Below are 26404 nucleotides of genomic sequence, written 5' to 3' on the forward strand. Positions count from 1 at the left end.
CTCCCTCCCGCTCCCGGCTCTTCACAGGGAGTGAAAGCAAGGCGCCCCGCCTGCGAGTCACAGGCGGGGCGCCTTGCGTATGCACGGCAGCTGTCCCCCGATCACGGAATTCCTCAGTAATAGTTGTCTCACGACTTCCTCTTTTCATGTCAGTGAGTTAGCAGGAAAAAACGACGCTTTCTCACTGGTCTTGCCCCGTTATCGGCCGAAGCAGGACGACAAAATAGCCAGATTGGTTATTTCGCCAGGATGGTCGCGTTGCGGTGAATCAAGCCGTGGCACTAAGCTCCCCTGACCCTGACAAGCCCCTCCGGCGAGTCGGTGAGAGCAACTAAAACAAAGCAGGTGACAACATGTTCTACAAAACAGCGCTAGCGACCAGTGTCATGATTCTCTCCGCGGGCCTTGCCCAGGCCGAGGAGTCCTACCGGATCGGCATCACCCAGAACAATGTCGGAGTCGACAGCTACCAGACGACCTATGAAAGCGCCTTCGAAGAGGCCGCCGACGAGCTGGACAACGTGGAGGTCGTCGTTCTCGATGCCGGCGGCGATGTGGCCCGTCAGATCGGCCAGGTGCGCAACCTCATCCAGCAGCGTGTCGATGCCATCATCATCTGGCCGACCAACGGTCAGGCGGTGATCCCGGCCATCCGCCAGGCCCACAAGGCCGGCATTCCTGTCGTGGTGACCAACTCCAAGATCGCCGAGGCGGGCCTCGACTATATTGCGGCCTTCTCGGGCCCGGATAATGTCCAGCAGGGGCGCTCTTCTGCCGAGATGATGTGTGACGCCCTCGCTGGTGAAGGTCAGATCGTTCAGGTCGCCGGACAGCCGGGGTACACGACGGCCATGGAGCGTGCCCAGGGCTTCGAGGAGCGTCTGGCCGAGGCGTGCCCCGGGGTCGAACTCGTGGAGACCCAGCCCGCTGACTGGAACCGCGAGAAGGCGCAACGGGTCATGGAGAACTTCCTCACCAAATATGATGACATCGACGGCGTCTATGCCGGGGATGACAACATGGGTGTCGGTGCCCTGAATGCCGCCAAGAGCGCTGACCGCGCCGCAGAGATCGTGTTCATCGGTGCCACCAACTTCGCCGTGGGCTACGAAGCCATCGAACGTGGCGAGTACTACGGCTCCATCTACCAGTCACCGGTCGATGACGCCGAAGCGGCCCTACAGACCGCCCTCGACGTGCTGGCAGGAGAGGACGTGCCGAAGATGAACTTCTTCGAGACACCCAAGATCACCGCCGACAACCTGGCCGAATTCGACAAGCCCGTTTTCTGAATATCACTAGTCTCGGGGCACGAAGGGAACTCGTGCCATTCCCGCGTCTCCCCAGGCCAATGGCTCCGTAGCGGTCGATGAAGGCCCTCGCGGAATACCGAAAACCACACTCCATTGGTCATGACGAATGGTCAGAATGTTCCTCGAATCGTTGGCATGTCTCAGGGCATGCAAACGGGGCGTCGAGGGCAACGGAGACGTCCTGGCCTTCAGTCAGTAGCGCCAATATAGGTGAGTATCATGGCTTCTGTAGAACAAGGTAAACAAGCCATCATGCTGAATAAGAAGTATAAGACAGGTCTCCTGAACTTTCTTTCCGCTCAGGGCATCCTGGTCTTCTTCCTAATCTGCATGTTTGCGTTCTCGCTGTTCTCCGAACAGTTTCTCTCCCAGTCAAACATCATGACAGTGGTCCGCCAGGCCTCGATCATCGGTATCATTGCCGTGGGCGTCACGGTGGTCATCATCGGCGGTAACCTGGATCTTTCCGTCGGATCGATGCTCTCCTTCTCGACGGTGCTGGTCGTCGATTTGCACGACAAGATTGGGCCGGCTGGGGCCATCATCCTGATGTTCGTCTTCACGCTGCTGATCGGGGCCGTCAACGGCTTCCTTATCGGCTTCATGAGGTTGAATTCACTGATCGTCACCCTGGCGATGCTGTCGGCGATCCAGGGGCTGGTGCTGATCTATAGTGGCGGGAAGAACGTCGATATCGCCAACCAGAGCGACACCTGGTTCGCCTTTTTCGGGCGAGGCTATGTGCTGGGTATCGCGGTCCCGGTGATCCTCTTTGCCGTCCTGGCGGTCATCGTGCAGGTCGTCATGTCCTATACCAGCTATGGTCGGCGTATCTTTGCCGTCGGCGGCAACCCGGCCGCTGCCGTGTATTCCGGTATCCGCAAGAACTGGTGCGTATTCAGTACCTATCTGATCTCGGCCTTCTGCGTGGCGTGTGCCGCCCTGGTGCTGGGCTCGCGGGTCATGGGTTCCCAGAATAACGTCGGGCAGGGCTACGAATTGCTGGTGCTGGCCGGAATCATCCTGGGGGGAACCAGCCTTTTGGGTGGAGCAGGGAGTATCTGGAAAACAATCATCGGGGTATTGATTCTTGGCTTCATCCAGAATGGCCTGCTGCTTTTGGGGTATCCCTATTACACCCAATGGCTCGTCACCTGGGTGATCATCATCCTGGCGGTGTGGCTGGACCTTGCCAACAAACGCAAGCGTCTGTTCACGACTCACTCCTGAACCTGGTGATCAACATGATTAACATGAAGGATTTTCTAAAGGGCAGTGGCGTCATCCAGCCGATCTGGGTGTTTGTCATCGTCATTACCGTCTTCTTCAGCTTCATGTCGGAGTACTTTCTCTCGATCGGGAACCTGAGCAACATCCTGGTCCAGACCTCGACCATCGGACTGATTGCCCTGGGCATGACCTACGTGATGATCAACGGCAACATCGACCTCTCGGTGGGCGCCGTCCTGGGGCTCGCGGCATCGTTGTCGGTCGGCCTCCAGGATTATGGCATCACCATCGCCGTCATCGCCGCTCTGACATCGGGCCTTGTCCTGGGCGCCATCAATGGCCTGATCGTCTGGAAGACCGGCGTCAATGCCTTCATCGTGACCCTGGGGGCCATGATCGGTGTCCGCGGCCTCATCTTCGTCTACACCGAAGAGCAGTCCTTCTACGCTACCAATTTCGCCTTCTCCGACTTCGGGACCAGCTCGATCGGGCCGATCCCCGTGCTCGCCATCATCTTCCTCATCTGCACCCTAGTGATGCACCTGGTGCTGAAGAAGACCGGCCATGGTCGCAATACCTTTGCCGTGGGGGGCAATCCCGAGGCCGCGCTCGATGCGGGCATCCGCATCGGCCGTCACATGATGATCAACTTCATCATCGTGGGTTTCTTCGCCGCCCTCGCCGGTGTGCTGCTGGCGACCCAGATGGGGGCTGCCACGCCGAACCTGGGTCGTGACTACGAGCTCTGGACCATTACGGCCGTGGTGCTCGGCGGCACCAAGCTGACCGGCGGGTTCGGCAGCATCACCGGCACCCTGGGCGGCGTGCTGGCCATCGGCATCCTGCGCAACGGCATGAACCTGATGCAGGTGCCGGCCTTCTACGTGCTGGTCATTCTCGGCGTCATCCTGATTTCAGTGCTGATCATCGACCAGCGGCTCAACGTCCATGCCAGCAAGGGAGTCAGCATATGAGCACTGCAGCCATGAACCGGAATCCCCCTCAAGCTGCGGATTCCTCGAGCCCCGTACTGTCATTGATCGATATCACCAAGAAGTTTCCGGGTGTGGTGGCCCTGAACCAGGTCAGCTTCGACGTCAGGGCGGGCGAGGTCCATGCCCTGCTGGGCGAGAACGGCGCCGGCAAGTCCACCCTGATGAAGGTGTTGGCCGGCAAGCATCAGCCCAACGGGGGGAAGATCATCCTCGCGGGCGAGGAGAAGTCCTTCGAGAACCCCAAGCAGGCCAAGAAGAGCGGCATCGTGCTGATTCACCAGGAGCAGTCGCTGGTCCCCGAGATGTCGGTGGCGGAGAACATCTTCCTGGGCAGCCTGCCGCTGAAATGGGGCAACCGCGTCGACTGGAAGAAGCTGCATGCCGACAGCACCGAGATACTCGAGCGGCTCAAGTGCACCTTCAGCTCCCGCGACATGGTCAGCAACCTCTCCATCGCCAAGAAGCAGATGGTGGAGATCGCCCGGGCCCTGGTCTTCACGCCCCGGATCGTGGTCTTCGACGAGCCGACGGCATCACTGACCGATCACGAGAAGCCGGTGCTCTACGACATCATCCGCAACCTCCAGGAGCAGGGGGTCGGGATTGTCTATATCTCGCATCGCATGGACGAGATCTTCCACCTCTCCCAGCGCATCTCGGTCCTGCGTGACGGCGAGTACAACGGGACCCTGAATACGGCCGACACCAGCGAGGATGAGGTCACCAAGCTGATGATCGGCAGGACCCTCGAGCTCGATCATGCCAGCAAGCCGAAGGATTTCGGCGAGAACATGCTCGAGTTGCGCAACCTCACGGTCAATGGGGTCTTCGAGGATGTCAGCTTCAATGTCCGCAAGGGCGAGATCGTCGGCATGTACGGCCTGGTGGGGGCCGGGCGTTCGGAAGTCGCCGAGACCATCTTTGGCCTACGAAAGCCTTCGGGGGGCGAGATCCTGCTCGACGGCAAGGTCGAATCGATCCGCTCCAGCCACGATGCAGTGCTCGAGGGGATCGCCCTGGTTCCGGAGGATCGCAAGGACCAGGGCCTGATTCTCGGCATGAACTGTCGCGACAACATGACCCTCTCGGCACTTGGCTCTGTCTCCTCCATGGGCTTCATGAAGACCGGGGAAGAGAAGGTCGTCTACGACAAGTATCAGCAAGCGATGAAGATCAAGACGCCCAGCTGGCGACAGAAGGTCGGCAACCTCAGCGGCGGCAACCAGCAGAAGATCGTCATCGGCAAGTGGCTGCATACCCATCCCAAGCTGCTGATCCTGGACGAGCCGACCCGCGGTATCGATGTGGGCTCCAAGGCCGAGATCCACGCACTGATCAAGGAGCTGGCCCGGTCGGGCTATGCGGTGCTGGTGATCTCCTCGGAAATGCCCGAGGTGCTGGGCGTCAGCAACCGGATCATCGCGATGTATGACGGCCGGGTGACGGCGGAATTCGACGGCGATGCGGTCTCCGAGGACAAGCTGGTTCAGGCCATCACCGGGCAGTACGTCACGGATGCCAGCGGGCCTGTCCCCGCGGCCTCGGCCTGACGGGGCAATGCGTCCCGCGCCTGACCTTCCCACGCAATCACGAGGACACCACCATGATGCCCTTTATTTACAATGGCTTGCCGTCTCGCGTCATCTTCGGCCAGGGAACCCTGTCCCGACTCGCCGACGAGGTCCGTGAGCTGGGCTGCCACCGGGCACTCGTCCTGGCAACGCTCGAGCAGGCAGGCCAGGCCCGCGAGGTGCTCGCCCAGCTGGGCGAGCTCGGCGCCGGCCTCTTCGCCGAGGCCAGGATGCACACCCCTGTCGAGGTGACCGACGCGGCGATGCGCCACCTGGAAGAACTCGAGGCGGACTGCACCGTGGCCATCGGCGGCGGTTCCACCATCGGGCTCGGCAAGGCCATCGCCCTGCGGACCGGCCTGCCCCAGGTGGCGATCCCCACGACCTATGCGGGCTCCGAGATGACGCCGATCCTCGGGGAAACCCGGGACGGCCTCAAGACGACCCAGCGCACCCTTGAGGTACTGCCCGAGGTGGTGATCTATGACGTTGAGCTGACGTTGGGTCTGCCGGTCGGCATGTCCGGTACCAGTGGCATCAATGCCATCGCCCATGCGGTGGAGGCGCTCTACGCCAAGGACCGCAACCCGGTGGTCTCGCTGATGGCGGAGGAGGGCATCGCGGCCCTGTCGCGCAGCCTGCCGCGGATCGCCCAGGAACCGGCCAACCAGACCGCGCGCTCGGATGCCCTTTATGGCGCCTGGTTGTGCGGTGCCTGCCTCGGCTCCGTCGGGATGTCGCTGCATCACAAGCTCTGCCACACCCTGGGTGGCTCCTTCGACCTGCCCCATGCCGAGACCCATACCATCGTGCTGCCCCACGCCGTGGCCTACAACGCCGGCGCTGCCCCGGAGGCGATGTCCCGCATCGCCCGGGCGCTGGGCAGCGACGATGCGGCCGGGGGGCTCCATGATCTGGCGCGTGCCGTGGGGGCCCCCCTGGCCCTGGCCGACATCGGCCTGCAGGCGAGCGATATCGATCGGGCGACCCAGATCGCCACGAGCAATCCCTACTGGAATCCACGCGAGATCGAGGCCGACGGCATCCATCGCCTCTTGAGCGATGCCCATGCAGGCCGTCGCCCGACCTCAAGGGAGGTTACCGACGCATGAAGACACTGCTGACCCATGCCACCGTAGTGACCATGGACCCCGAGATCGGCGATCTGGCCGATGGCCAGGTACTGGTGGAAGATGATCGTATCCTGGCGGTTGGCCATGACCTGCCGTCCGAGGGGGCCGAGGTGGTCGACTGTCAGGGTGGCATCCTGATCCCCGGGCTGGTCAATGCCCATATGCATACCTGGCAGACGGCCCTGCGCGGCGTTGCCGCCAACTGGACGCTGCTCGAGTACTTCGGCCATGTGCATCGCGGGCTGGCGACCCTGTTCAGCCCTGATGACATCCATATCGCCACCCGGATGGGCGCGCTCAACCAGCTCAACTGCGGTACCACCACCCTGGGTGACTGGTGCCATAACAACCCCACGCCCGAGCATACCGATGCGGCGATTCGCGGGCTCGAGGAGTCCGGTATCCGGGCACTGTTCTTCCATGGCTCGCCCAAGCCGGACCCCAAGCCGGGCCAGCCGCACTTCAGCGAGATTCCCCATCCCCGCGGCGAGGTCGAGCGGCTGCTCGCCGGCTCATTGGGCGAGCGCGAGGGGCGCGTGACCCTAGGCCTGGCGATCCTCGGGCCGCACTACTCCACCCTCGATGTCACCCTGCACGATTTCAAACTGGCCAAGGAGTTCGGTCTGGTGGCCTCGATGCACCAGGGCGGCGGCAAGGCGGTTACCCCCGGTGGCTGGGATGTGATCGAGGAGCAGGGACTCCTGGGGCCGGACATCAACATCGTGCACGGGCAGAGCCTGGATGACGGACAACTGGCCAGGTTCTGCGAGAAGGGGGTGACCTTCTCCATCGCGCCCGAGAACGAGATGACCCAGGGGCACGGATTCCCGATCACCGGCCACGTTCGCCGACACGGCGGCGTCGTCTCCCTGGGGGTGGATCTCGAATCGGTGATCTCCGGGGACATGTTCACGGTGGCGCGGATGGCGCTGGGCATGCAGCGCTCGCTGGACAACGATGTCTCGCGGCGCGAGCAGGGCACCATTCCCGACACCTCGACCATCCGCACCCGCGAGGCGCTTCAGTGGATCACCCTCGATGGTGCCCGCGCCCTCGGACTCGAGGAGCGCATCGGCAGCCTGACGCCGGGCAAGCAGGCCGACATCGTGCTGCTCGACAGCAGCGGGCTGAACATGCAGCCGGTCAACGACCCGGTTTCGGCCGTGGTCATGCAGGCGAGCCTCGCCAACATCGACAGCGTCATGGTGGCGGGAGAGTTCCACAAGCGACACGGCAAGCTGCTGGCGGACGTCGAGGAGGGGATCAGCCAGCTGGCAGCCTCCGGTCACCGCATCTACGCCGAGCTTCAGTCACGCCAACAAGAAGGGGCGTCACAATGACAACCACCACCAAGGTAGCCTGGATTGGCCTCGGCAAGCTGGGCTTGCCCATGGCGACGCGGATCGCCGCCGCCGGCTATCCCGTACAGGGGTTCGATCTCAGCGCCGAGCGGACAGCGCTGGCCGAGCAGTCCGGCATCACGGCACACGATGACCTGGCCTCCGCCGTGGAAGGTTGTGGCCTGGTGTTCGTGTCGATTCCCGATGACCGGGCGCTGCTGGGCCTGATGCTGGAGAGCGGCCAGCTGCTGGCGAAGCTGGCGTCGGGGAGCGTGCTGGTCGAGACCAGCACCGTCAGCATCGAGGCCTCAGCCAGGGTGGCCGCGGCCGCCGAGGAGCGCGGTATTGCCTATCTGCGCAGCCCGGTGTCGGGCAACCCGGTCGCCGCCGAGTCCGGCACCCTGTCGGCCATGGTCTCCGGTCCGCGCGAGGCGCTGGAAGACGCTGTGCCCGTGATGGCCACCTTCACCAAGGCCCAGTACTGGCTCGGGGACGAGGAACAGGCACGCTACGCCAAGCTGGCGATCAACCTGATGATCGCGGTGAGCGCTGGGATGATGGGCGAGGCCCTGGCGATGGCGCGCAAGGGCAACATCGGCTGGGAGGCGATGCTGGACCTCATGGCCGACAGTGCCGTGGGCTCGCCGATGGTCAAGTACAAGACCCAGCCGCTGAAGGAGCGTGATTTCACCTCCACCTTCTCGGCCGCCCAGATGGCCAAGGACCTGGACCTGATCCTCGGCTGTGCCCACGGCGACGGTGTTGCCGTTCCCCTGGCCGCCCAGATGCGCGAGGCCTACAGCTCGCTGATCGGCACGGGGCACGGTGAGGATGACTACATCGCCGCGATCCACCACACCGAGCGCCTCTCCGGGCTGCCGGCCATCGAGAGGAAATGACCCATGCGAAATCTCAATGCAGAGAACATCACGGATGCCGTGATCGAGCAGTTCGCCGGCTGCAGTGACGAACGCCTGAAGAGCATACTGAACAGCCTGGTCACCCACCTGCATGGCTTCCTGCGGGAGGTCGAGCCCACCGAACAGGAGTGGACCCAGGCCATCGACTTCCTGACCCGCACCGGGCAGATGTGCGACGACAAGCGCCAGGAGTTCATCCTGCTCTCCGACACCCTGGGCGTGACGATGCTGGTCGATGCCCTCAATCACCAGACCTCGGACCCCATGGTGTCGGAAAGTACGGTGCTGGGTCCCTTCTATGTCGCCGACCCGCCCGAGGCTGCCCAGGGCGAGTCGATCGACTGGAACGTCGAGGGTGAACCCTTCTTCGTGGAGGGGCGGGTGCATGACGGGCGTGGCGAGCCGCTGGCCAATGTCGTCATCGATGTCTGGCAGTCGGACAGCGAAGGCTTCTACGACGTCCAGAAGGAGCTCGAGAGTGCCTCGCTGCGGGCCCGATTCACCACCGACGACCTGGGGCGCTATGCCTTCTGGACGGTGACCCCTTCACCCTATCCGATTCCCACCGACGGCCCCGTCGGCAAGATGCTGGAGATCACCGGTCGCCATCCCTACCGGCCCGCCCATGTGCACTTCATGCTGATGGCCGAGGGCTACGAGACCCTGGTGACCCAGGTCTTCGCCGAGGACGACCCCTATCTCGACTCCGACGCCGTCTTCGGCGTCAAGGATTCCCTGGTCAGGGAGTACGAGTTGCTGCCGCCGGGAAGAGCACCGGATGGACGGTCGATGGAAGTCCCCTTCCGCCATCTGACATACGACTTCGGCCTCAAGGCGAGCCGCTAGTCGCATCGCAAGACGAAACCATCCAGCAACCACCATCCAGCAAGAGGAAAGCGACATGACTGTCATCGATAACACCGCGGTCGAGACCCTGTTCACCGAGGCGCGTACCCATAACGTGTGGAAGGACCAGGAGGTCAGCGAGGAGAAGCTGCGCGAGTTGTATCACCTGATGCATTTCGGCCCGACCTCCATGAACTGCCAGCCGCTTCGCGTGCTCTTCCTGAAGAGCCAGGACGCCAAGGAGAGGCTCAAGCCGGCACTGCTTCCCGGTAACCAGGAGAAGACCATGAAGGCGCCCGTGGTGGCCGTGCTGGGCTATGACACCGAGTTCTACCAGCACCTGCCGCGAATGTTCTCCCACAACAAGGATGCCAAGTCGCTGTTCGAGGGCAAGACGGACTTCATCAACTCCACGGCCTTCCGCAACAGCTCCATCCAGGGGGGCTACTTCATACTGGCCGCTCGCGCCCTGGGGCTGAATGCCGGGCCGATGTCCGGCTTCAACAATGCGGCTGTGGATGAGGCGTTCTTCCCCGATGGCCAGGTGAAGAGCAACTTCCTCTGCAATCTGGGCTACGGTGATGCCTCGGCGCTCTTCCCGCGCCAGGATCGGTTCGAGTTCGACGAGGTTTGCCAGGTCCTCTGACGGGGGCCGAGAGGCTGCCGCTTGAGTTAGTCGTAGCAGGAACTGGGCACTGCAGATTCCTCCGATTTGGGCCGTGTTCGCACGGTCTTTTTTATTCTCTTCCGGATAGCACGAGGCGTCATATGGTGTATGACTGGCAGTTCATTGTTTTGATCATCATTGCAGTGCTGATTACCGGCATATCGAAATCGGGCTTCGCCGGCGGCATCGGGGTCGTGGCGGTACCGCTGATCTCGCTTAAGGCGAGCCCGGCCTTCGCCGTGGCCGTCATGCTGCCGCTGCTGATCGTCATGGATGTCTTCAGCCTGCGGGCCTGGTGGCGCCACCACGTGGGGTCCGTTCTGTGGCTGATGTTTCTCCCGGCGGTGCTCGGCGTGGTGGTCGGCTACCTGACCTACGGCCGCTTAGATGAGGATCTGCTCAAGGTGCTGCTGGGGGTGTTCTCGATCCTGTTCGGCCTGTGGGGACTGCTCAAGCCCTTCCGCGGCCGCGTCATGCCGATCTGGGTCGGTGGGGTGAGTGGCGGCATCGCCGGCTTCACCAGTTTCATCGCCCATGCAGGTGGCCCGCCGCTCAACTTCTACCTGCTGCAGTGCCGGCTCTCCAAGGAGCAGTTCCTGGGAACGGCTGTGGTCTTCCTGGCCGCTATCAACCTGGTAAAACTGGTGCCCTACGGCATGCTCGGCCTGCTGAATGTCGCAAACCTCACCATCGCGCTGCTGCTGTTCCCGGTAGCCTGGCTGGGGGTACGCCTGGGGCTGGTCATACAGAAACGGCTCAGCGCTGAACTCTTCTTCCGGATCATCCTGGGCCTGCTGATCCTGCTGGGCATTCGGCTGATCGTTGACGGCTGGGGATAGTCGCGTTGGCATAGCGTTTGCCGCCAGGCGTGAGGCGGCGCTATCTTGGTGCACTCCTTTCTCCCTGCCCCGAGGCGACCATGAGCGACCTCCCCGACGAGAGCCATCCGGAGGGTCCCTACGACAGGCTGTCCCAGACGCCGATGCCAAAGCTCTCCAATACCGAGCTCTCGCGCTTCATCGACTTCATCGAGAAGTTCGAGGAGGAGACCGAGGACGCTCTCTCACTGAGTCATGGTTACCGAGAGATGCGTATGATGCTCCATATCATGCGCAACCACCTGGCCGGCCGTCTGACGACACCCACGTCACTCGCGGATGCGTCCGGGCTCTCCTATGGCACCGCCAAGCGTGGGATAGAAAGCATCATCAACCGCGGGCTGATTCTTTCCCGCCCCAGGACGAAATCGGGCAAGACTGTCTCGCTCCACCCGTCAGCGGCGCTAATCGAGGAGTGGGAAGCTTATGCCAATCGGGTCAAGTCCCTGCTGGGTGGCATATGCAGTATGGAGCCACGCTCCGGTCCCGGCAGTCGGATCTTCTTGAGAGATGCCGTGGAGCCCTCCACTGGCATATCCCCCCCCGCCGTTCTTTCCCAGCGTCTCGAACTGAAAGGGGGGCTGCGCGTGTTGATCCATGCTGACCCGACCTTCATGGCCATGCATAACCTGAAGCGGCAATTGGAGTCGGTCTTCGGGGTGGAGATCAAGAACAAGGCAAAGTCGATCGATGGGTTGCGCCAGGAGATCCTCGCCAACGCACGCCTGGCGAAGTCCCGTTACGATATCATCGCCTGTGACCTGCCCTGGTTCGGGGAGCTTGGTTCCCAGGAGATGCTGTTGCCACTGGATCAGCTGCTAAAGCGAGACGGTAAGGATCTCTCGGACTTTCACCCCATGGCTATCCAGAGTTCCCAGTATGCCGGGCGTCAGTACGGGATTCCGGTCCAGACAACACCTGAACTGCTCTGCTACCGGAAGGATATTCTCGAGCAGGAACAACTGGAACCCCCGACGACAACAGAGGAGCTGATCAAGGTCGCCAGGCGGCTACACAATCCAGGAAAAGGTCGGTACGGCATCGCCTGGAATGCTGCGAGAGGCACGCCGCTGGGCCATACCTTTTCCTTCCTGATGGCGAAGTACGGCCAGCCGATCATCAATCTTCGCCGTATCTCTGGCGGATACGATTTCCAGGCAGTGTCAGGGGAACAATATCGGCCCATGTTCCTGTCGGATGAAGCCTTTCGCGCCTGCGAATATATGTTGGATATCCTAAATTATTCGCCGCCTAACATCCTCGAAATGGCGTGGTACGAGCGTGCCAAGTCCTATGCATCGGGTGAGTCCTGCATGGCCTACAATTACACGCTGCTTGCCCCGCTTTTCGAACTAAACGAGAAATCACCGGCCTGGGGTAATACCGGCTATCTCCCCCATCCCGTCGGCAATCATGGTCCTCCCATTACCCCGATCGGCGGTTATGCGCTTGCCATTCCATCCAATCTTTCCGAGGAACGGGTAGAAGCCGCCTGGATGGCCCTGCAAACGCTGACATGCGCTAGCCTTTCGAAGCTCTATATACTGAACGGTAGCCTGGTCACATCACGCTTCAGCGTTAGCCAGGACCCGGAGGTCTCGGCGGTGTCGCCGCTGATTGATATCGTGGATGGCATGGCGAGAAAAGATATTCTGCAGGCCTGGCCGCGCCCCCCGGTGCCGGGCATCACCGAGGTGATCAGTATCGCCGGGAATGAGATCTTCGAGGTGCTCGATGGGCGGCGCTCTATCAAGAAAGCCCTGTCCATGGCGCAGGACAGGGCTGATCGGGTGATGCGAGACAAAGGATTCTACTGATCCATTCCCGGGGTTGCCGATGGCATCACTGCATGATCATGCCGCCGTCGATCATCAGCAGCTGGCCGGTCATGTAGTCCGATTCCGGGCTGGCCAGGAAGGAGGCCGTGCCGACCACATCCTCCGGGTAGGAGTAGCGCTTCATCAGGATCATCTTCTCGGCGAGCTCATCCATGGATTGGCCCTGCTTGTCGAACTTGCCGATGCTGACGAGGTCCTTGTCGAGCTGCTCCCACAGCTCGGTGCGCACGACGCCGGGACCATAGCCATTGACGGTGATGTTGTGGTCGACCAGCGCCTTGGCACCACCGTTGATCATCGCCAGGACGGCGTGCTTGCTGCAGGAGTAGGGCACCACGTCATCGAAGGCCTGGCGAGACAGGATGGAGCCAACATTGATGATCTTGTAGGGGCCACGCTCCTTGCCCTGTTCGATCATCTGCTTGGCGGCTTCCTGCATGCCGATCAGGCAGCCCAGTGCATTGACGTCCATGATCTGGTGCCAGTTTTCTTCGGTGATATCCATGAACATCAGCGGCTTGTTGATGCCGGCATTGTTGACCATGACATTGAGGCTGCCGAAGGCCTCGATGGTGGCCTGGACGGCCGCCTTCATCTGCTCACGCTCGGTCACATTGAGCTTCACGGCGATGGCCTTGCCACCCTTTTCCTTGATGCGTGCCACGACCTCCTCGCAGCCTTCGAGGTTGAGGTCGGCCACGCAGACATTGGCGCCCTGCTGGGCATAGTGTTCGGCAACGGCGGCACCCATGCCACGCGCGGCACCGGTAATCAGGCAGTTCTTTCCTTCAAGACGGGTATTGTCCATGGTGTCACCTCGGGAGTCTTGTTGTGGGTCTCTCCATGCCACCACCGATCTGATGGGCTTCTTGTCTGGGTGCATGGAGCCTGGGTCGACAAGGAATCCTGTCACGCGGGCTTTCGCGTCAACGATGCGTCGTGTTTCCTTGTTGATCGGTATTGTCTGCAGGCCAGCCTGGCAATGACAGTTGCCCCCAGGACCAATCTGACCAGATTGGATTTTTCCGAGGGCGTAGCGTCATGTGCCGTCTGCCCGTCGAGCGGATGGCCTCTGCCTTGCAACCCGGGGGGGAGCCACTGACAATGGCCGGGCTGCCAGGGACATTCGCTGGCTGCTCTCCTTACCCCCTCGGACAAGCGATCAAGGGAGACTGCCGAATGAGTCAGCGCAAGGTACTGGTACTCCACGGCCCCAACCTCAACCTGCTCGGCACCCGTCAGCCCGAGATCTATGGCCATGAGACCCTGGAGGACATCAACAACGCCCTCTACGAGCAGGCGTCGCTGGGGGGCTGGGCGATCACCTGTCGGCACAGCAATCACGAGGGCGAGCTCATCGACCTCATCCAGGCGGCTCGCCTGGATGGCACCGCGGCGATCATCATCAACCCGGCGGCCTACACCCACACTTCCGTCGCGATCCTGGATGCGCTCAATGCCTTCGACGGCAGGGTGATCGAGGTGCATCTATCGAACGTGCACAAGCGCGAGAGCTTCCGTCACCACTCCTATGTCTCGCTGCGGGCCGACGGGGTGATCGCGGGCCTGGGGAGCCGCGGCTATATCAGCGCCCTGGAGGCGGTGATGGCCGCCGCCGAGGTGTCAGCCTCCTGACCACCGCGTTCCCGGGAATTAGCCGCTGGATCAGCTGACGCTGGCGCGGATCTGCCGGGCCTTCTCCTGTAGCAGCGGCAGGTACTGGCGCATCAGGGTGTCGAAGTCGACCCGGGCGGCATTGGTGCTGATGTTGATCGCGCCCAGCAGTCGGCCGTTGGCATCGAAGGCCGGCACGGCCACCGAGCGCAATCCGGAATCCAGCTCCTGGTCGGCGATGGCGTAGCCCTGCTGGCGCACCTCGAGGATGCAGCGCTTGAGCTCGGCCTTGTCGGTGATGGTCTTGTCGGTATGCGGCTCGAGGACCACCCGCGCCAGGAAGGCGTCGAGCTCGGCCTCCGGCAACTGGGCCAGCAGCACTCGCCCCATGGAGGTGTGGGCCGCCCGCAGGCGCGTGCCCACCGAGAGGGTGATGGCCATCAGCCGGTGGCGCGACGAGGAGCGCGCCACATAGGTCACGTCGTCGCCGTCCAGCACGCCCAGCGACGAGGATTCGCCACACTCGGTGGTAATGTCCTCGAGGATCTGCTGGATGACGCTGCGGTAGTTGTTGGCGGAGAGGAACGCATAGCCGAGGTTCAGCACCTTGGGGGCCAGCTCGAAGTGGCGCTGCTGCTTGCGGACATAGCCCAGCGCATGCAGGGTCAGCAGGAAGCGTCGCGCCCGGGCACGGTTCATGCCGGTGCGCGACGCCACCTCACTGAGCGTCATGCGCGGGTGGGCCTCGTCGAAGGCCTGGATGACCTCGAGGCCGCTGGCCAGGGCGGTGACGAAGTCACGATCGTCGGGCGTCAAGGCGTCCTCCCATCCGCTGCTTGGCATCCGCTTCCCTCCTAGAACTCTTCATCTTCACAAGACATTATCATATTGCCACATGGCGAACTAATGTTCGGCATGTGGCTTTTCTTTTGACCTTTCCTTGTTGTTGAGTTTGACGATGAGGTGGAAGCGGGCTAGATTGTTCGTATGTCAAAGTAATGTGCGTCATACGAACAACCTGGAAGTCCCGCGAAGAGAATTCCCATGGCCGCAAACGAGGTCACCATGTCCAACCCCTGCATCATCTGTGTTGCCATCACCGGCAGCCTGCCGCGCAAGGAAAACAACCCCGCCGTTCCCATCACCATCGAGGAGCAGGTCGAGAGTACCCAGGCGGCCTTCGAGGCCGGGGCGACCATCGCCCATTGCCATGTGCGTGACGATGATCAGACCCCCTCTTCGGATCCCGAGAAGTTCGGCCGCCTGCTGGAGGGGCTGAACAGGCACTGCCCGGGCATGATCGTTCAGCTCTCCACCGGAGGGCGTTCGGGTGCTGGGGAAGAGCGTGGCGGGATGCTCCCCCTCAAGCCCGATATGGCGAGTCTCTCGGTGGGGTCGAACAACTTCCCCACGCGCGTCTACGAGAATTCTCCCGACCTGGTGGACTGGCTCGCCGACGAGATGCTCAAGTACAACATCAAGCCCGAGATCGAGGCCTTTGACCTGTCGCATATCCACCAGGCGGTGGCCCTCTCGAAACAGGGCAAGATAAAGGCACCGCTGTACGTCCAGTTCGTGATGGGCGTGAAGAACGCCATGCCGGCCGACAAGCCGACCTTCGACTTCTACATCGAGACCCTCGAACGGCTTGCACCGGGTTCCCAGTGGTGCGGGGCCGGTGTCGGAGCCAACCAACTGGCGCTCAACGAGTGGTCCATCGCCGCCGGAGGCCACACGCGCACCGGTCTCGAGGATAACGTCCGCTGGGACAAGGAGAGCCTGGCCCCCTCGAATGCCGCCCTGGTCGAGCGGGTAGCAGCGCTTTGCGAGAAGTACGAGCGCCCGGTAGCCAACTGGCAGCAGGCCCGTGAGATCCTCGGTCTAAGAATGCCCTGATGGACCACAGACCGGTGACAGAGGGGCGACCACGACGAGGGACCGGCATCCGATGGATGCTGGCCCCCTTTCGTTCTAATGGGCATCAGCGCTGCCCTTTGCCCTGCATGGCCCGTCAAGGGTGCGCCGGGACGCACGAGGGCAGGCCCTCAGGGGAACGCCCTTCCGGTAGGCGTCTCCGTCAGGGACGGTCAGGGTCCTTGCGCGCCTCGTCCTTCACTTGATAGTCGCCTTCCAGCACCTGCTGCTCATGTTCGCCGGTTTTGCGCCCCGCGTGATAGCGGGCTTCGCGGTAGTGGACAGAGCCGTCCACGTCTTCGGCCTGGTCGGCGCGCATCTGCTCCATGCGCTTCTTCATGCGATGGCGAAGGAAAGGCATCATCGCCCAGCCGATGAGCAGGAAGAACAGCCCCAGCACCATGGCGACGACCATCATGACGCCGAACAGCAGCCAGGTGAGCAGCAGCTTCAGGCCGCCCAAGGGGCCGCCGGCACGGGTCTGGCGGGCACGCGCCTGCCACTCCTGGGCGGCTCGCCAGGCGGCATTCTGGCGCGCATCGCGGCGCGGATCATGGGGGTCGGGCATGAAGGACTCCAGTGTCTCGGAAGGGGCGCCGGCCCGGCCGGCGCCCCGTGAATGACTGTTCCTTGGAAAGCGCGCGGAGCGCTTCGTTCCGAGGAGGGGGTCAGGAGGCGATCAGGCGCCACATTGCAGCGGTCAGGATTCCGGCGGCAATGGCCGGCAGCGGCTTGCGCAGCACCAGCATCACCCCCGCCGTGGCGACCAGGGCCATTCGGGCCCCACCGTCGCCATGCACGGCCATGGGGGTGATGACCGCCACCAGGACCGAGCCGGCCATGGCGTTGATGAAGCGCTCGACCCGCGGGCCGATGGGCACCCGGGCCATCACGAAGACTCCGCCGGCGCGGGTCAGGTAGGTGACCAGCGACATGATCACGATGGCCAGCAGCACTCCGCCCTGGGTGGCTTCCAGCGTCATGAGTGGCCCTCCTGCCGTGGCTTCGGAGGCAGCAGCAGGCCCACCACGCCGCCCGCCAGTGCGCCGACGATCACATGGGCATGGGGCGGCAGCCAGGCCATCGCCGCCAGGGCCGCCAGGGCCGCGGCGCCCCAGGGCAGCAGCACGCCGAGGTCACGCTTGTCGCCCACCAGCATGGCCAGCAGGAAGCAGCCCATGATGGCATCCAGCCCGAAGCGTTCGGGCTCGCTGATGCCGCTGCCGAAGGCCACGCCGAGGCCGGTGCCGATCATCCAGGTGGTCCACAGCGCCAGGCCGCCGCCGACCAGGATACCCAGCCGGGATGCCGTGGTTCCCCCGGTCATGGCCATGGCCCAGTTGGCATCGCTGAGCAGCAGCAGGCTGGCATAGCGGCGCCCGCCGGGCAGGTCTTTCAGGTGCGGATAGAAGGCGGCGCCCATCAGCAGGTGACGGGCGTTTATCGCCAGGGTAATGGCCACCAGCGGTAGCAGCGGGATGGTGTCGCCCCACAGTTCCAGGGTCGCGAACTGGGCGGCTCCCGCGAACACCAGGCCGCTCATCAGCAGGGTCTGGGCGGCGGAGAGCCCCTGCTGCAGGGCCGCCACACCGAAGGCCAGTCCGAAGACGATCACGAACAGCGACAGCGGCGCCATGCGACGGAAGCCCTCGACAAGATGGCCAAGGGTCGGTCGTGAGCTGTCGGTCGGGCTCATGAGCGCCATATCTCGTTAACGATCTCGTAGCTTCTCAGCCGGTCCTCGGCGGCGTAGACATCGGTGTTAAGCATCAGCTCGTCGGCGCCGGTCAGCTTCAGGAAACGCTCCAGGCCTTCTCGCACGGTCTCGGGACCGCCGATCACCGCGGCACCCAGGAACTGCTCCACCTGAGCCTGCTCCCGGGGCGACCAGTCCAGCGCCTCCACCGGCGGCAGGGCCTTGGAGCGCTGGCCGCGGATCATGCCCAGGAACTTGCGGCGGGCCGTGGAGGCCAGGTAATCCGCCTGAAGGTCGCTCTCGGCGGCAATCACCGGCAGGCCGACCATGGCATGGGGTGCCGCGAGGACCGCCGAGGGCCGGAAATTGTCGCGATAGAGCTCGAGCGCATCGAACAGCTGGGCCGGGGCGAACTGGGCGGCGAAGGCGAAGGGCAGCCCCTCCCGGGCCGCCAGGCGGGCGCTGAAGTCGCTGGAGCCGAGCAGCCACAGCGGCACCTTCGTGCCCTGGCCGGGTACCGCCCGCACCCGTTGACCCGGCCGTGCGTCGTCGAGATAGCCCTGGAGCTCGGCCAGTCGCTGGGGAAAGTCCTCGACGCCGGCATAGGGGTCACGACGCATGGCCGCCATGGTGGGGCCATCGGACCCCGGCGCGCGCCCCAGTCCCAGGTCGATGCGTCCGGGATAGAGCGTCTCCAGGGTGCCGAACTGCTCGGCCACTACCAGCGGCGCGTGATTGGGCAGCATGATGCCGCCGCTGCCCACCCGGATCCGTTCGGTGGCGCCGGCGATATGTCCGATCAATACCGCGGTGGCGGCACTGGCGATGCCCTCGATGCTGTGGTGCTCCGCCAGCCAGTAGCGCGTGAAGCCGAGCCGCTCGGTGAGCCGGGCCAGTGCCACGCTCTCGCCAAAGGTGTCGGCGATGGTACCGCCTTCGCGGATCGGGGCCAGGTCGAGCACGGACAGGGGCGTGTCGGCGAGTCGTGACATGTCGTGGGGAACTCCGGAAACAATTAGCCTGCTGAGTTTCTCCTAGCATCGGGGCGGTCGGAGTGGAATGCAATGTCATCGCGCCGATCACGCCGATGGCGGTGGCCAGTCGCGGCGGCAGGCCGTAAGCTCAGGGAACAATGGTGAAATCGGACTTCGACCATGACCCTCATTCGCGCCGACCGTGGCGCGCCTCGTCGCGGTGCCACCCGTCGACGGCGCCGCCGTTTCGACTGGGCCCGCTTCGATCGCTGGCTCGACCGTGTGGTGGTCGTGGCGGTGACCATCGCCGTGCTGGTGGGTATCGTGGCGCTGGTCCTCACCCTGCTTTTCTAGCAGTGCTTTTTTGACGGATAAAGGATGGTCAGCCCCATGCTGGGATTCCTGCAGGGATTTTCCTATGGCCTCTTCATGACCTGCCTGCCGTGGCTGCTGGTGGGTCTCGCCAAGCCGCGCCTGGCGGTGCCGGTCGAGCCACCCAGTCGCCTGCAGGTCATCCTGCGCTACGCCCTGGTGGTGCCTTTCATCAGCATGCTGCTGTGGCTGACCTCGCTGTGGGGCGGCTTCGGGCCCACCCTGATAGGCTGGCTCGCGGGGCTGGTGGCGATTCCGGCGACGCTGCCGCTGGAGCGTCGGCTGCGCGGCTGGCTCGCTCGGCGGCGTGAGAAGCGCCGGCAGGCGGCGCTGGCGGCCGAGGCTGCGCGACGCCGCGCGCAGCAGCAGCGCGACGCCCACGAAGCCGATCTGACGGAGCTCGACCCGGCACAGCCTCCGGCGGATGCCGACGATCTGGTGCTGGCCCTGTGCCGGGCCAAGCAGGGATTGATCGACGCCCAACGCCCCGATCTGGCGGTCCAGGCCGATCGCGTCTACAGTCGCTATCGCCACGTGCTGGGCGTGCTGGGCAGCCGCTTCGACAGCGGCGAGCTGGCCTTCGCCCGCGCCCGTGGGCTGGTGGTCGAGGTCTGTCGCGGCGTGGTGGATACCCTCGACGCCATGGCCTCCCAGGCCCGAGGAGTGGCCAACGTGGACGGTGACTTCGTGCGGCGTCGGCTGAGTCGCGAGGACCGGCAGCTGGGTATGGAGGAGCGTGCCGCCCTGGTGCGGCGTCTGGAGCTGCTCGAGGAGACCGAGAGGGGGCTGCGTGAGCTGGCGGCGCGCAACGAGTCGGCGCTGACCGTCCTCGATGACACGGCGGTCTCCATGGCACGCATCGAGACCGGGCGGCCTCAGGCGTCGGTCACCACCGAGCAGGCGCTGGAGGAACTGCGCCGCTTCGTCTCCCGTGCCGATCGCTACGGACGCGGAAAGTCCTGAGCCCGGCCCTTCACACGCCCCTATCCGATCCTTCGCGAGGTGCCCATGACCCAGCAATCCGAACATGATTCTCACCTGTCCCTGCCCCCGGTGGAGGAGATCTCCCGCCAACTGGGCGGAGAGGTGTCGGATGGCGACTTGGACGATTCGTCGCTGGCGGCGCAGGCCGATACCTTCGTCGACGAGCTGGTTGCCGGCGGCGATGCGGACGCCCTGGCGCGCAAGCGACGCGCCATCGATGAGCTGGGGCTGGAGTTGCAGCAGCAGGCCGCCCACCAGAGCGCCATGCTGCAGACCCCGCTGCGCCAGCTGGCCCACCAGGGGGATGAGGGCGGCCCGGTAGCCAAGGCCCTGGTCGACCTGCGCGGCCGGATGCAGGAGCTGGACCCCTCGCGACATCGGCTGTCACCGGGTCCGCTGGATCGCCTGCTGGCGCGTCTCCCGGGGGCCGGCAGCCGCCTGCAGCGCTACTTCCAGAAGTTCGAGACGGCCCAGCAGGCGCTGGATGCGATCATTGCCGACCTGGAGGCGGGGCGTGACATGCTGCATCGCGACAACCTCACCCTGAGTGATGATCAGCAGTCCCTGCGCGAAAGCCTCGTCCAGCTGGATCGTCAGGTCGCTCTGGGTCGGCTGGTCGACGAACGGCTGCAGGCCGCCATCGCCCGCTGCAGCGAGGAAGACCCCCAGCGGCGCTTCCTCGAGGAGGAGCTGCTGTTCCCGTTGCGCCAGCGCATCGTCGATCTGCAGCAGCAGCTGGCGGTGAGCCAGCAGGGCGTGCTGGCGCTGGAGGTGATTATTCGCAACAATCGCGAGCTGATGCGTGGCGTCGATCGCGCCATCAACGTGACCGTCTCGGCGCTGACGGTGGCGGTCACGGTCGCAATGGCCATCGCCAACCAGCGGCTGGTGCTGGACCGTGTCGAGGCGCTCAACACCACGACCTCGGAGATCATCGGTGGGACCGCACGAGCGCTCCGTCAGCAGGGTGTGGACATCCAGCAGCGGGCCTCGTCGGCAATGCTCGATATGCAGGCCCTCGAGGAGGCCTTCGGCGATGTGATGGGGGCCATCGATGACCTGTCCCGCTATCGCCGCGAGGCCTTGCCCAGGCTGGACGACCAGATCGACCGGCTGGCAGCCCTGGCCGGCCAGGGCAACGAGGCCATCGACCGCCTGCAGCGCGGCCGCGGGGGAGAGGACGCTGGCGAACTTGACCGCCACGGCTGACGCTTTCTTCGCGTGGGCTAGGTTTTGTGACCTTGGACTGGGCTATGCTGCTTAAATGCGCTCAGTTGGGCGCGCAACAAGAGGTAGGACGATGGACGAGGTCAAGAATATCTTCGTGGTGGGGCTCAACGACTTCAACCGCCAGCGCCTCGAGACGCTGCACGGTGCCGGACAGTGGCGGTTCCATGGAGTGATCGCCCCGGAGGCCGTCTACGATACCGAGGAGTTCGACATCGACGCCATGCTGGCAGAGGCCACGGCGCAGCTCGAGGCCTTCGACGAGCCCATCGATGCCATTGTTGGCTACATGGATTTTCCTGTATCGACCATGCTGCCGATCCTCTGCGAACGCTTTGGTGTCCGCAGCACCTCGCTTTCGAGCCTGCTGAAGTGCGAACACAAGTACTGGAGCCGCCGGGTCCAGCGCGAGGTGATTCCCGACCACATTCCGGGCTTTACCGCCTTCGATCCCTTCGATGACGAGGCGATGACGCGCATCGGCGAGGCCGGACTCTACTTCCCCTTCTTCGTCAAGCCGATCAAGTCGTCCGGTTCGCGGCTGGGCTTTCGCATCGAGACGCCCGAGGACTTCTATCACGCTATCGAGCAGCTTCGCGAATCGATCGGCACTATCGCCGACCCCTTCAATACGGTGCTGGAGCAGGCCCAGCTGCCCCCAGAAATCGCCGCCGTGGACGGCCATTTCTGCATGGCCGAGGAGATCATCGGCGGCTGGCAGTGCACCGTGGAGGGCTATGTCTTCGAGGGCAACGTGGTCAGCTACGGCATCGTCGATTCGCTGCGCTACCCGCAGGTGCTGAGCTTCTTCCACTACCGGTATCCTTCGGGGCTGCCCGAGGATATCCAGACCACCATGGTCGAGCTCACCGACCGCATCATGACCCATATCGGTTACGACAACGCCGCCTTCAACGTCGAGTATTTCTGGGACGAGGTGCAGGGGCGTATCTGGCTGCTGGAGATCAACACCCGCATCTCCCAGTCGCATTGCGACCTCTTCGAGAAGGTCGATGGGGTCAGCAACCAGCAGGTCACCATCGACCTGGGACTGGGTCAGCGCCCCGACATGCCCCATCGCGAGGGCGAGTTTCCCATGGCGGCCAAGTTCTTCCACCGGGTATTCTTTACCGATGCGTTGGTGACTCGAATCCCCACGCCGGAGGAGATCGCCACTCTCGAGGTCGACTTCCCCGGTTGCCAGATCGCTTTACAGGTGGAGGAAGGGCAGCGGCTCTCTTCCTTGCCCGAGCAGGACGCCTACAGTTTTGCGCTGGCGCATATCTATCTTGGCGCGTCATCGGCCGAGCAGTTGCTCGCCGACTACGACCGGCTGGCGGCACGACTGACGTTCGAGTTCGACGACATCCAGGGCTGACGTTTCCGGAGCGGCACGGCAAGACCACAAGGAAGGAGACAGACAGGCCCATGCGTATCGTTACCGATTTTCCCCGCCGCGTCATGGAGGAGGAGACCTGGATCCCGCTGCCCGACGGCAGTCGGCTGGCAGCGCGTATCTGGCGGCCGGTGGATGCCGAGATCCACCCCGTACCGGCGATCCTCGAGTACCTGCCCTACCGCAAGCGCGATCTCACCGCCGAGCGTGACGTCCAGATGCATCCGTATTGGGCAGGCCATGGCTATGCCGGGGTGCGGGTCGACATACGCGGCACCGGCGAGTCGGACGGTGTGCTCACTGACGAGTACCTGCCCAGCGAGCTCGACGACGGCCTGGTGATCCTCGAATGGCTGGAGGCTCAGCCCTGGTGCACCGGTGATGTCGGCATGATCGGCATCTCCTGGGGCGGCTTCAACGGCCTGCAGATCGCCGCCCTGCGCCCGCCGCAGCTCAAGGCGGTGATCACGCTATGCTTCACCGATGATCGCTACGCCGACGACATCCACCACATGGGCGGTTGCCTGCTGGCCGACAACCTCTCCTGGGCCTCGACCATGTTCGACGGCAACGCCTGCCCGCCGGACCCCGAGCTGGTAGGGGAGCGCTGGCGGGAGATGTGGCTCGAGCGCCTGGAGGGCAGCGGCATGTGGCTCGGCCAGTGGCTAGAACATCAGCGCCGCGACGCCTACTGGAAGCATGGTTCGGTGTGCGAGGATTATTCGCGGATTCAGTGTCCAGTGTATGCCGTCAGCGGCTGGGCCGATGGTTACTGCAATGCCGTCTTCCGGGTACTGAAGGGGCTGTCGGTACCGCGCAAGGGGCTGGTCGGCCCCTGGGCCCACAAGTATCCACATCTGGGCGTGCCGGGGCCGGCTATCGGCTTCCTGCAGGAATCGCTGCGCTGGTGGGACCAGTGGCTCAAGGGCATCGAGACCGGGATCATGGACGAGCCCATGCTGCGGGTCTGGATGCAGGAGTCGGTGCCTCCCTCGGCGCGTTACGATGAGCGTCCCGGGCGCTGGATCGCCGAGCCGGCGTGGCCATCGCCGAATATCCTGCCAAGCTCGTTCCGGCTCACCGATGGTCACGGCCTGCTGCCCGAGGCCGATGGAGAGGATAACGACACCACTCTGGACATTCGCTCCCCGCTCTCGGTGGGGCTCTATGCCGGCAAGTGGTGCTCCTACAATGCGCCCCCGGATCTTCCCCACGACCAGCGCGACGAGGATGGCGGCTCGCTGATCTTCCAGACGCCCCGCCTCGATGCGCCGCTGGAGATCTGTGGCTCGCCAATGGTCGAGCTCGAACTCGCCGCCGACCAGCCGGTGGCCATGGTGGCGTTGCGTCTCTCCGACATCGGCGAGGACGACAAGGCCACTCGCGTCTCCTACGGTCTGCTCAACCTCACCCACCGTGACAGCGACGAGCACCCCGAGCCACTGGTACCGGGTCAGTGCTATCGGGTGCGCATCCCGCTCAAGCATATCGCCCAGCAGTTTGCCGAAGGGCATGCCATCCGACTGGCGCTTTCCACCAGCTACTGGCCGCTGGCCTGGCCAGCCCCGAGGCCAGTCAGACTCACCATTCACCCGAGCCGCTGTCGGCTTATCCTGCCGGTGCGGGCGCCGCGCCCCGCCGAGGAAGCCGCACTGCCGGCCTTCGGCGAGCCAGAGGGTGCGCCGCCGCTGGCCAAGACCCTGCTGCAGCCGACCCAGGAGACCTGGCAGGTGATTCGCGATCTGGCCCAGGATCGCACCACCCTGGAAGTGATCAATGACGAGGGGCGCTACCGGATCGACGATATCGACCTCGAGATCGCCGCCCGGGTCACCGAGCGTTACCAGTATTCCTACGGCAGCTACGACAGCGTCAGCGGCTGGACGGAGTGGCAGCGCAGCTTCAAGCGCGGCGACTGGGAGGTCAGTACCCTGACCCGCACCCAGCTGACCAGTGACCCGGACAATTTCCGTGTCCGCGCCACCCTGGACGCCTGGGAGGGGGAAACCCGGATCTACGCGCAGACCTGGGACGAGACCATTCCTCGCGACCTCGTCTAGGTCGTCTGGAAAGGGAGGGGCTGCTATGGTGATGTCCTTGTTTTCACAGGGACGTCCCGCATGAGCCTGATTCCCGCCGCCGTGCCGACGACACCCCGCGCTTCGCGCAAGGAGATCGTCGGCTGGGCGATGTTCGACTTCGCCAACCAGGCCTACACCCTGCTGATCATCACCGTGGTGTTCGGTGAGCTGTTCACTACGGTGATCGTCGGCGAGCGTGGCGACAGCTACCGGCTGGCCAACTTCCTGTGGAGCCTGGCGCTGGCGGTGAGCTATCTACTGGTGGTGATCACGGGCCCGCTGTGCGGGGCGGTCATGGACTACCAGGCGTCCAAGAAACGTTTCCTTTTCGTCAGCTACCTGGCTACCGTGGTGGCTACTGCCATGCTCTATTTTGTGGCGCCCGGCTATGTGGTGCTGGGTCTCCTGCTGATCACGGTCTCCAACTACGCTTACTCCATGGGCGAGTCCTTCATTGCCGCCTTCCTGCCTGACCTGGGGCCACCGGAAGACATGGGCAAGATCTCCGGCTTCGGCTGGGCGCTGGGCTACGTGGGCGGACTCTTCGCCGCGGGCTTCACCCTGGTGGTGCTGGGCGAGGCCACGGCGGAGAACTTCGAGCGCATTCGCTGGGTAGGGCCCTTCGCGGCCGGGTTCTTCCTGGTCACCGCCATCCCCACCTTCCTGTGGGTGAAGGAGCGCGGCACGCCTCAGCCGCCCGGCAAACCCTACCGCGATATCGCCCTGGAGCGCGTCTCGACGACCCTGCACGAGCTACGCCGCTTCCGTGACCTGGGCATTTTTCTGGTCTCGCTGCTGTTTTCCATGGCCGGCGTCTACATCATCATCGCCTTCGCCTTCATCTATGGCGCCCAGGTGATCGGCTGGGACGAATCGGTGCGCAACATCATGTTCATCATCGTGCAGATCACCGCGGCGGTGGGGGCCCTGGGCTTCGGTTACATTCAGGATCGCATCGGCACCAAGGTCACCTACCTGATGACCCTTACCCTCTGGGTGGCAGCGATACTCGCCATCTGGGCCACGCCAGATGTCACCGCCTTCCTGCATGCCCGTCTCGGGCTCGACTGGCAGACCCAGCACCTCTTCCTGGTGGTGGGTTGCCTGGCCGGTCTCTCCCTGGGTTCCAGCCAGTCTGCCAGCCGCGCCCTGGTGGGGCTCTTCTCGCCGAGCCGCAAGGCCGCCGAGTTCTTCGGCTTCTGGGGCTTGGCCAACAAGCTCGCCGGTGTGATCGGCATCATCGGCCTGGGGTTGCTGCAGTCGCTGGTGGGGCTCAAGGCCTCGATTCTGCTCTGCGCTGTGCTCTTCGTCATCGCCATCCTGGTCTGCCTGTTCGTCGACCAGGCACGCGGCCAGCAGGCCGCCCGGGATTGGGAAGCGCGCAACGGACGCTAGGATGTCGGTGACCCGTCGCG

At 63.9% G+C, this 26404-nt stretch carries 25 protein-coding genes; 19 read left to right on the forward strand and 6 right to left on the reverse strand.

The window, feature by feature from the left end:
- Positions 1 to 353 precede the first annotated feature (353 nt).
- From HALO32_RS04530 to HALO32_RS04580, 11 genes are all read left to right on the forward strand, one after another.
- Positions 354 to 1292: a sugar ABC transporter substrate-binding protein gene (locus HALO32_RS04530; protein WP_151442600.1), complete on the forward strand. Its 939-nt coding sequence runs from the start codon at positions 354 to 356 to the stop codon at positions 1290 to 1292.
- Between the two features lie 240 nt (positions 1293 to 1532).
- Entirely contained in the window at positions 1533 to 2543 is a 1011-nt protein-coding gene (locus tag HALO32_RS04535; RefSeq protein ID WP_225809743.1) for an ABC transporter permease, read from the forward strand.
- Positions 2544 to 2557: 14 nt separating this feature from the next.
- Positions 2558 to 3517 carry an ABC transporter permease gene (locus tag HALO32_RS04540; protein WP_151442601.1) on the forward strand — a complete coding sequence of 320 codons (960 nt, stop codon included), beginning with the start codon at positions 2558 to 2560 and terminating at the stop codon, positions 3515 to 3517.
- Positions 3514 to 5088 (forward strand): sugar ABC transporter ATP-binding protein, encoded by a 1575-nt coding sequence (locus HALO32_RS04545; protein WP_225809745.1) that lies wholly within the window; start codon positions 3514 to 3516, stop codon positions 5086 to 5088. Before HALO32_RS04540 ends, HALO32_RS04545 begins: the two co-directional genes overlap by 4 nt.
- Before the next feature lie 53 nt (positions 5089 to 5141).
- Positions 5142 to 6221 (forward strand): maleylacetate reductase, encoded by a 1080-nt coding sequence (locus HALO32_RS04550; RefSeq protein WP_151442602.1) that lies wholly within the window; start codon positions 5142 to 5144, stop codon positions 6219 to 6221.
- Positions 6218 to 7582 (forward strand): amidohydrolase family protein, encoded by a 1365-nt coding sequence (locus HALO32_RS04555; RefSeq protein WP_151442603.1) that lies wholly within the window; start codon positions 6218 to 6220, stop codon positions 7580 to 7582. Before HALO32_RS04550 ends, HALO32_RS04555 begins: the two co-directional genes overlap by 4 nt.
- Positions 7579 to 8481 (forward strand): NAD(P)-dependent oxidoreductase, encoded by a 903-nt coding sequence (locus HALO32_RS04560; RefSeq protein WP_151442604.1) that lies wholly within the window; start codon positions 7579 to 7581, stop codon positions 8479 to 8481. Before HALO32_RS04555 ends, HALO32_RS04560 begins: the two co-directional genes overlap by 4 nt.
- Positions 8482 to 8484: 3 nt before the next feature.
- The gene (locus HALO32_RS04565; protein WP_151442605.1) at positions 8485 to 9348 is read left to right on the forward strand and encodes an intradiol ring-cleavage dioxygenase; all 864 of its coding nucleotides are present in this window, start codon (positions 8485 to 8487) and stop codon (positions 9346 to 9348) included.
- 55 nt (positions 9349 to 9403) lie between these two features.
- Positions 9404 to 9994, forward strand: coding sequence for a malonic semialdehyde reductase (locus tag HALO32_RS04570; RefSeq protein WP_151442606.1), 591 nt, complete (start codon positions 9404 to 9406; stop codon positions 9992 to 9994).
- Positions 9995 to 10116: 122 nt separating this feature from the next.
- On the forward strand, positions 10117 to 10854 hold the full coding sequence (locus HALO32_RS04575; RefSeq protein ID WP_151442607.1) for a sulfite exporter TauE/SafE family protein: 738 nt from the start codon (positions 10117 to 10119) through the stop codon (positions 10852 to 10854).
- Between the two features lie 80 nt (positions 10855 to 10934).
- The gene (locus HALO32_RS04580; RefSeq protein WP_151442608.1) at positions 10935 to 12710 is read left to right on the forward strand and encodes an ABC transporter substrate-binding protein; all 1776 of its coding nucleotides are present in this window, start codon (positions 10935 to 10937) and stop codon (positions 12708 to 12710) included.
- A 25-nt stretch (positions 12711 to 12735) separates the two neighbouring features.
- Here HALO32_RS04580 and HALO32_RS04585 read toward each other — a convergent pair whose 3' ends face one another.
- Positions 12736 to 13539, reverse strand: a complete 804-nt coding sequence (locus HALO32_RS04585) for an SDR family NAD(P)-dependent oxidoreductase (protein WP_151442609.1) — start codon at positions 13537 to 13539, stop codon at positions 12736 to 12738.
- Between the two features lie 371 nt (positions 13540 to 13910).
- Between HALO32_RS04585 and aroQ the strand changes: the two genes are divergently transcribed.
- Complete coding sequence (gene aroQ, locus HALO32_RS04590; RefSeq protein ID WP_151442610.1) at positions 13911 to 14366, forward strand: type II 3-dehydroquinate dehydratase; 456 nt, start codon at positions 13911 to 13913, stop codon at positions 14364 to 14366.
- A gap of 30 nt (positions 14367 to 14396) precedes the next feature.
- Here the strand turns inward: aroQ and HALO32_RS04595 are convergent, their stop codons facing one another.
- Complete coding sequence (locus HALO32_RS04595; RefSeq protein ID WP_151442611.1) at positions 14397 to 15188, reverse strand: IclR family transcriptional regulator domain-containing protein; 792 nt, start codon at positions 15186 to 15188, stop codon at positions 14397 to 14399.
- A 201-nt stretch (positions 15189 to 15389) separates the two neighbouring features.
- Between HALO32_RS04595 and HALO32_RS04600 the strand changes: the two genes are divergently transcribed.
- Positions 15390 to 16241, forward strand: a complete 852-nt coding sequence (locus tag HALO32_RS04600) for a BKACE family enzyme (protein WP_225809747.1) — start codon at positions 15390 to 15392, stop codon at positions 16239 to 16241.
- 181 nt (positions 16242 to 16422) lie between these two features.
- Here the strand turns inward: HALO32_RS04600 and HALO32_RS04605 are convergent, their stop codons facing one another.
- From HALO32_RS04605 to HALO32_RS04620, 4 genes are all read right to left on the reverse strand, one after another.
- The gene (locus HALO32_RS04605) at positions 16423 to 16827 is read right to left on the reverse strand and encodes a hypothetical protein (protein WP_151442612.1); all 405 of its coding nucleotides are present in this window, start codon (positions 16825 to 16827) and stop codon (positions 16423 to 16425) included.
- Between the two features lie 100 nt (positions 16828 to 16927).
- Positions 16928 to 17242 (reverse strand): AzlD family protein, encoded by a 315-nt coding sequence (locus HALO32_RS04610; RefSeq protein ID WP_151442613.1) that lies wholly within the window; start codon positions 17240 to 17242, stop codon positions 16928 to 16930.
- Positions 17239 to 17955 carry an AzlC family ABC transporter permease gene (locus HALO32_RS04615; RefSeq protein WP_151442614.1) on the reverse strand — a complete coding sequence of 239 codons (717 nt, stop codon included), beginning with the start codon at positions 17953 to 17955 and terminating at the stop codon, positions 17239 to 17241. The genes HALO32_RS04610 and HALO32_RS04615 overlap by 4 nt, the downstream gene beginning before the upstream one ends.
- Positions 17952 to 18947, reverse strand: a complete 996-nt coding sequence (locus HALO32_RS04620; protein WP_151442615.1) for an LLM class flavin-dependent oxidoreductase — start codon at positions 18945 to 18947, stop codon at positions 17952 to 17954. Before HALO32_RS04620 ends, HALO32_RS04615 begins: the two co-directional genes overlap by 4 nt.
- Before the next feature lie 162 nt (positions 18948 to 19109).
- Here HALO32_RS04620 and HALO32_RS17925 point away from each other — a divergent pair, with 162 nt between their 5' ends.
- The 6 genes from HALO32_RS17925 to HALO32_RS04645 all read left to right on the forward strand — a co-directional run bounded on the left by HALO32_RS17925 (position 19110) and on the right by HALO32_RS04645 (position 26384).
- Complete coding sequence (locus HALO32_RS17925; protein ID WP_192576433.1) at positions 19110 to 19283, forward strand: hypothetical protein; 174 nt, start codon at positions 19110 to 19112, stop codon at positions 19281 to 19283.
- 36 nt (positions 19284 to 19319) lie between these two features.
- Positions 19320 to 20264, forward strand: coding sequence for a cobyrinic acid a,c-diamide synthase (locus HALO32_RS04625; RefSeq protein WP_151442616.1), 945 nt, complete (start codon positions 19320 to 19322; stop codon positions 20262 to 20264).
- A 45-nt stretch (positions 20265 to 20309) separates the two neighbouring features.
- The gene (locus HALO32_RS04630; RefSeq protein WP_151442617.1) at positions 20310 to 21494 is read left to right on the forward strand and encodes a toxic anion resistance protein; all 1185 of its coding nucleotides are present in this window, start codon (positions 20310 to 20312) and stop codon (positions 21492 to 21494) included.
- A 91-nt stretch (positions 21495 to 21585) separates the two neighbouring features.
- The gene (locus tag HALO32_RS04635; protein WP_151442618.1) at positions 21586 to 22890 is read left to right on the forward strand and encodes an ATP-grasp domain-containing protein; all 1305 of its coding nucleotides are present in this window, start codon (positions 21586 to 21588) and stop codon (positions 22888 to 22890) included.
- 50 nt (positions 22891 to 22940) lie between these two features.
- Positions 22941 to 24968, forward strand: a complete 2028-nt coding sequence (locus HALO32_RS04640) for a CocE/NonD family hydrolase (protein ID WP_151442619.1) — start codon at positions 22941 to 22943, stop codon at positions 24966 to 24968.
- A gap of 60 nt (positions 24969 to 25028) precedes the next feature.
- Entirely contained in the window at positions 25029 to 26384 is a 1356-nt protein-coding gene (locus HALO32_RS04645) for an MFS transporter (protein WP_151442620.1), read from the forward strand.
- Positions 26385 to 26404: the final 20 nt, after the last annotated feature.

This window comes from Halomonas lysinitropha, assembly GCF_902500215.1.
Lineage (GTDB): Bacteria > Pseudomonadota > Gammaproteobacteria > Pseudomonadales > Halomonadaceae > Halomonas > Halomonas lysinitropha.

Bases quoted from the DNA above. Each gene is read 5' to 3' on its own strand.
- HALO32_RS04600 (WP_225809747.1), top strand. From the start codon at position 15,390: ATGGCCGCAAACGAGGTCACCATGTCCAACCCCTGCATCATCTGTGTT.
- HALO32_RS17925 (WP_192576433.1), top strand. From the start codon at position 19,110: ATGACCCTCATTCGCGCCGACCGTGGCGCGCCTCGTCGCGGTGCCACC.
- HALO32_RS04605 (WP_151442612.1), bottom strand. From the start codon at position 16,827: ATGCCCGACCCCCATGATCCGCGCCGCGATGCGCGCCAGAATGCCGCC.
- HALO32_RS04610 (WP_151442613.1), bottom strand. From the start codon at position 17,242: ATGACGCTGGAAGCCACCCAGGGCGGAGTGCTGCTGGCCATCGTGATC.
- HALO32_RS04570 (WP_151442606.1), top strand. From the start codon at position 9,404: ATGACTGTCATCGATAACACCGCGGTCGAGACCCTGTTCACCGAGGCG.
- HALO32_RS04580 (WP_151442608.1), top strand. From the start codon at position 10,935: ATGAGCGACCTCCCCGACGAGAGCCATCCGGAGGGTCCCTACGACAGG.
- HALO32_RS04565 (WP_151442605.1), top strand. From the start codon at position 8,485: ATGCGAAATCTCAATGCAGAGAACATCACGGATGCCGTGATCGAGCAG.
- HALO32_RS04545 (WP_225809745.1), top strand. From the start codon at position 3,514: ATGAGCACTGCAGCCATGAACCGGAATCCCCCTCAAGCTGCGGATTCC.
- HALO32_RS04575 (WP_151442607.1), top strand. From the start codon at position 10,117: ATGGTGTATGACTGGCAGTTCATTGTTTTGATCATCATTGCAGTGCTG.
- HALO32_RS04530 (WP_151442600.1), top strand. From the start codon at position 354: ATGTTCTACAAAACAGCGCTAGCGACCAGTGTCATGATTCTCTCCGCG.
- HALO32_RS04535 (WP_225809743.1), top strand. From the start codon at position 1,533: ATGGCTTCTGTAGAACAAGGTAAACAAGCCATCATGCTGAATAAGAAG.
- HALO32_RS04640 (WP_151442619.1), top strand. From the start codon at position 22,941: ATGCGTATCGTTACCGATTTTCCCCGCCGCGTCATGGAGGAGGAGACC.
- HALO32_RS04630 (WP_151442617.1), top strand. From the start codon at position 20,310: ATGACCCAGCAATCCGAACATGATTCTCACCTGTCCCTGCCCCCGGTG.
- aroQ (WP_151442610.1), top strand. From the start codon at position 13,911: ATGAGTCAGCGCAAGGTACTGGTACTCCACGGCCCCAACCTCAACCTG.
- HALO32_RS04550 (WP_151442602.1), top strand. From the start codon at position 5,142: ATGATGCCCTTTATTTACAATGGCTTGCCGTCTCGCGTCATCTTCGGC.
- HALO32_RS04595 (WP_151442611.1), bottom strand. From the start codon at position 15,188: ATGCCAAGCAGCGGATGGGAGGACGCCTTGACGCCCGACGATCGTGAC.
- HALO32_RS04635 (WP_151442618.1), top strand. From the start codon at position 21,586: ATGGACGAGGTCAAGAATATCTTCGTGGTGGGGCTCAACGACTTCAAC.
- HALO32_RS04560 (WP_151442604.1), top strand. From the start codon at position 7,579: ATGACAACCACCACCAAGGTAGCCTGGATTGGCCTCGGCAAGCTGGGC.
- HALO32_RS04620 (WP_151442615.1), bottom strand. From the start codon at position 18,947: ATGTCACGACTCGCCGACACGCCCCTGTCCGTGCTCGACCTGGCCCCG.
- HALO32_RS04555 (WP_151442603.1), top strand. From the start codon at position 6,218: ATGAAGACACTGCTGACCCATGCCACCGTAGTGACCATGGACCCCGAG.
- HALO32_RS04540 (WP_151442601.1), top strand. From the start codon at position 2,558: ATGATTAACATGAAGGATTTTCTAAAGGGCAGTGGCGTCATCCAGCCG.
- HALO32_RS04615 (WP_151442614.1), bottom strand. From the start codon at position 17,955: ATGAGCCCGACCGACAGCTCACGACCGACCCTTGGCCATCTTGTCGAG.
- HALO32_RS04625 (WP_151442616.1), top strand. From the start codon at position 19,320: ATGCTGGGATTCCTGCAGGGATTTTCCTATGGCCTCTTCATGACCTGC.
- HALO32_RS04585 (WP_151442609.1), bottom strand. From the start codon at position 13,539: ATGGACAATACCCGTCTTGAAGGAAAGAACTGCCTGATTACCGGTGCC.
- HALO32_RS04645 (WP_151442620.1), top strand. From the start codon at position 25,029: ATGAGCCTGATTCCCGCCGCCGTGCCGACGACACCCCGCGCTTCGCGC.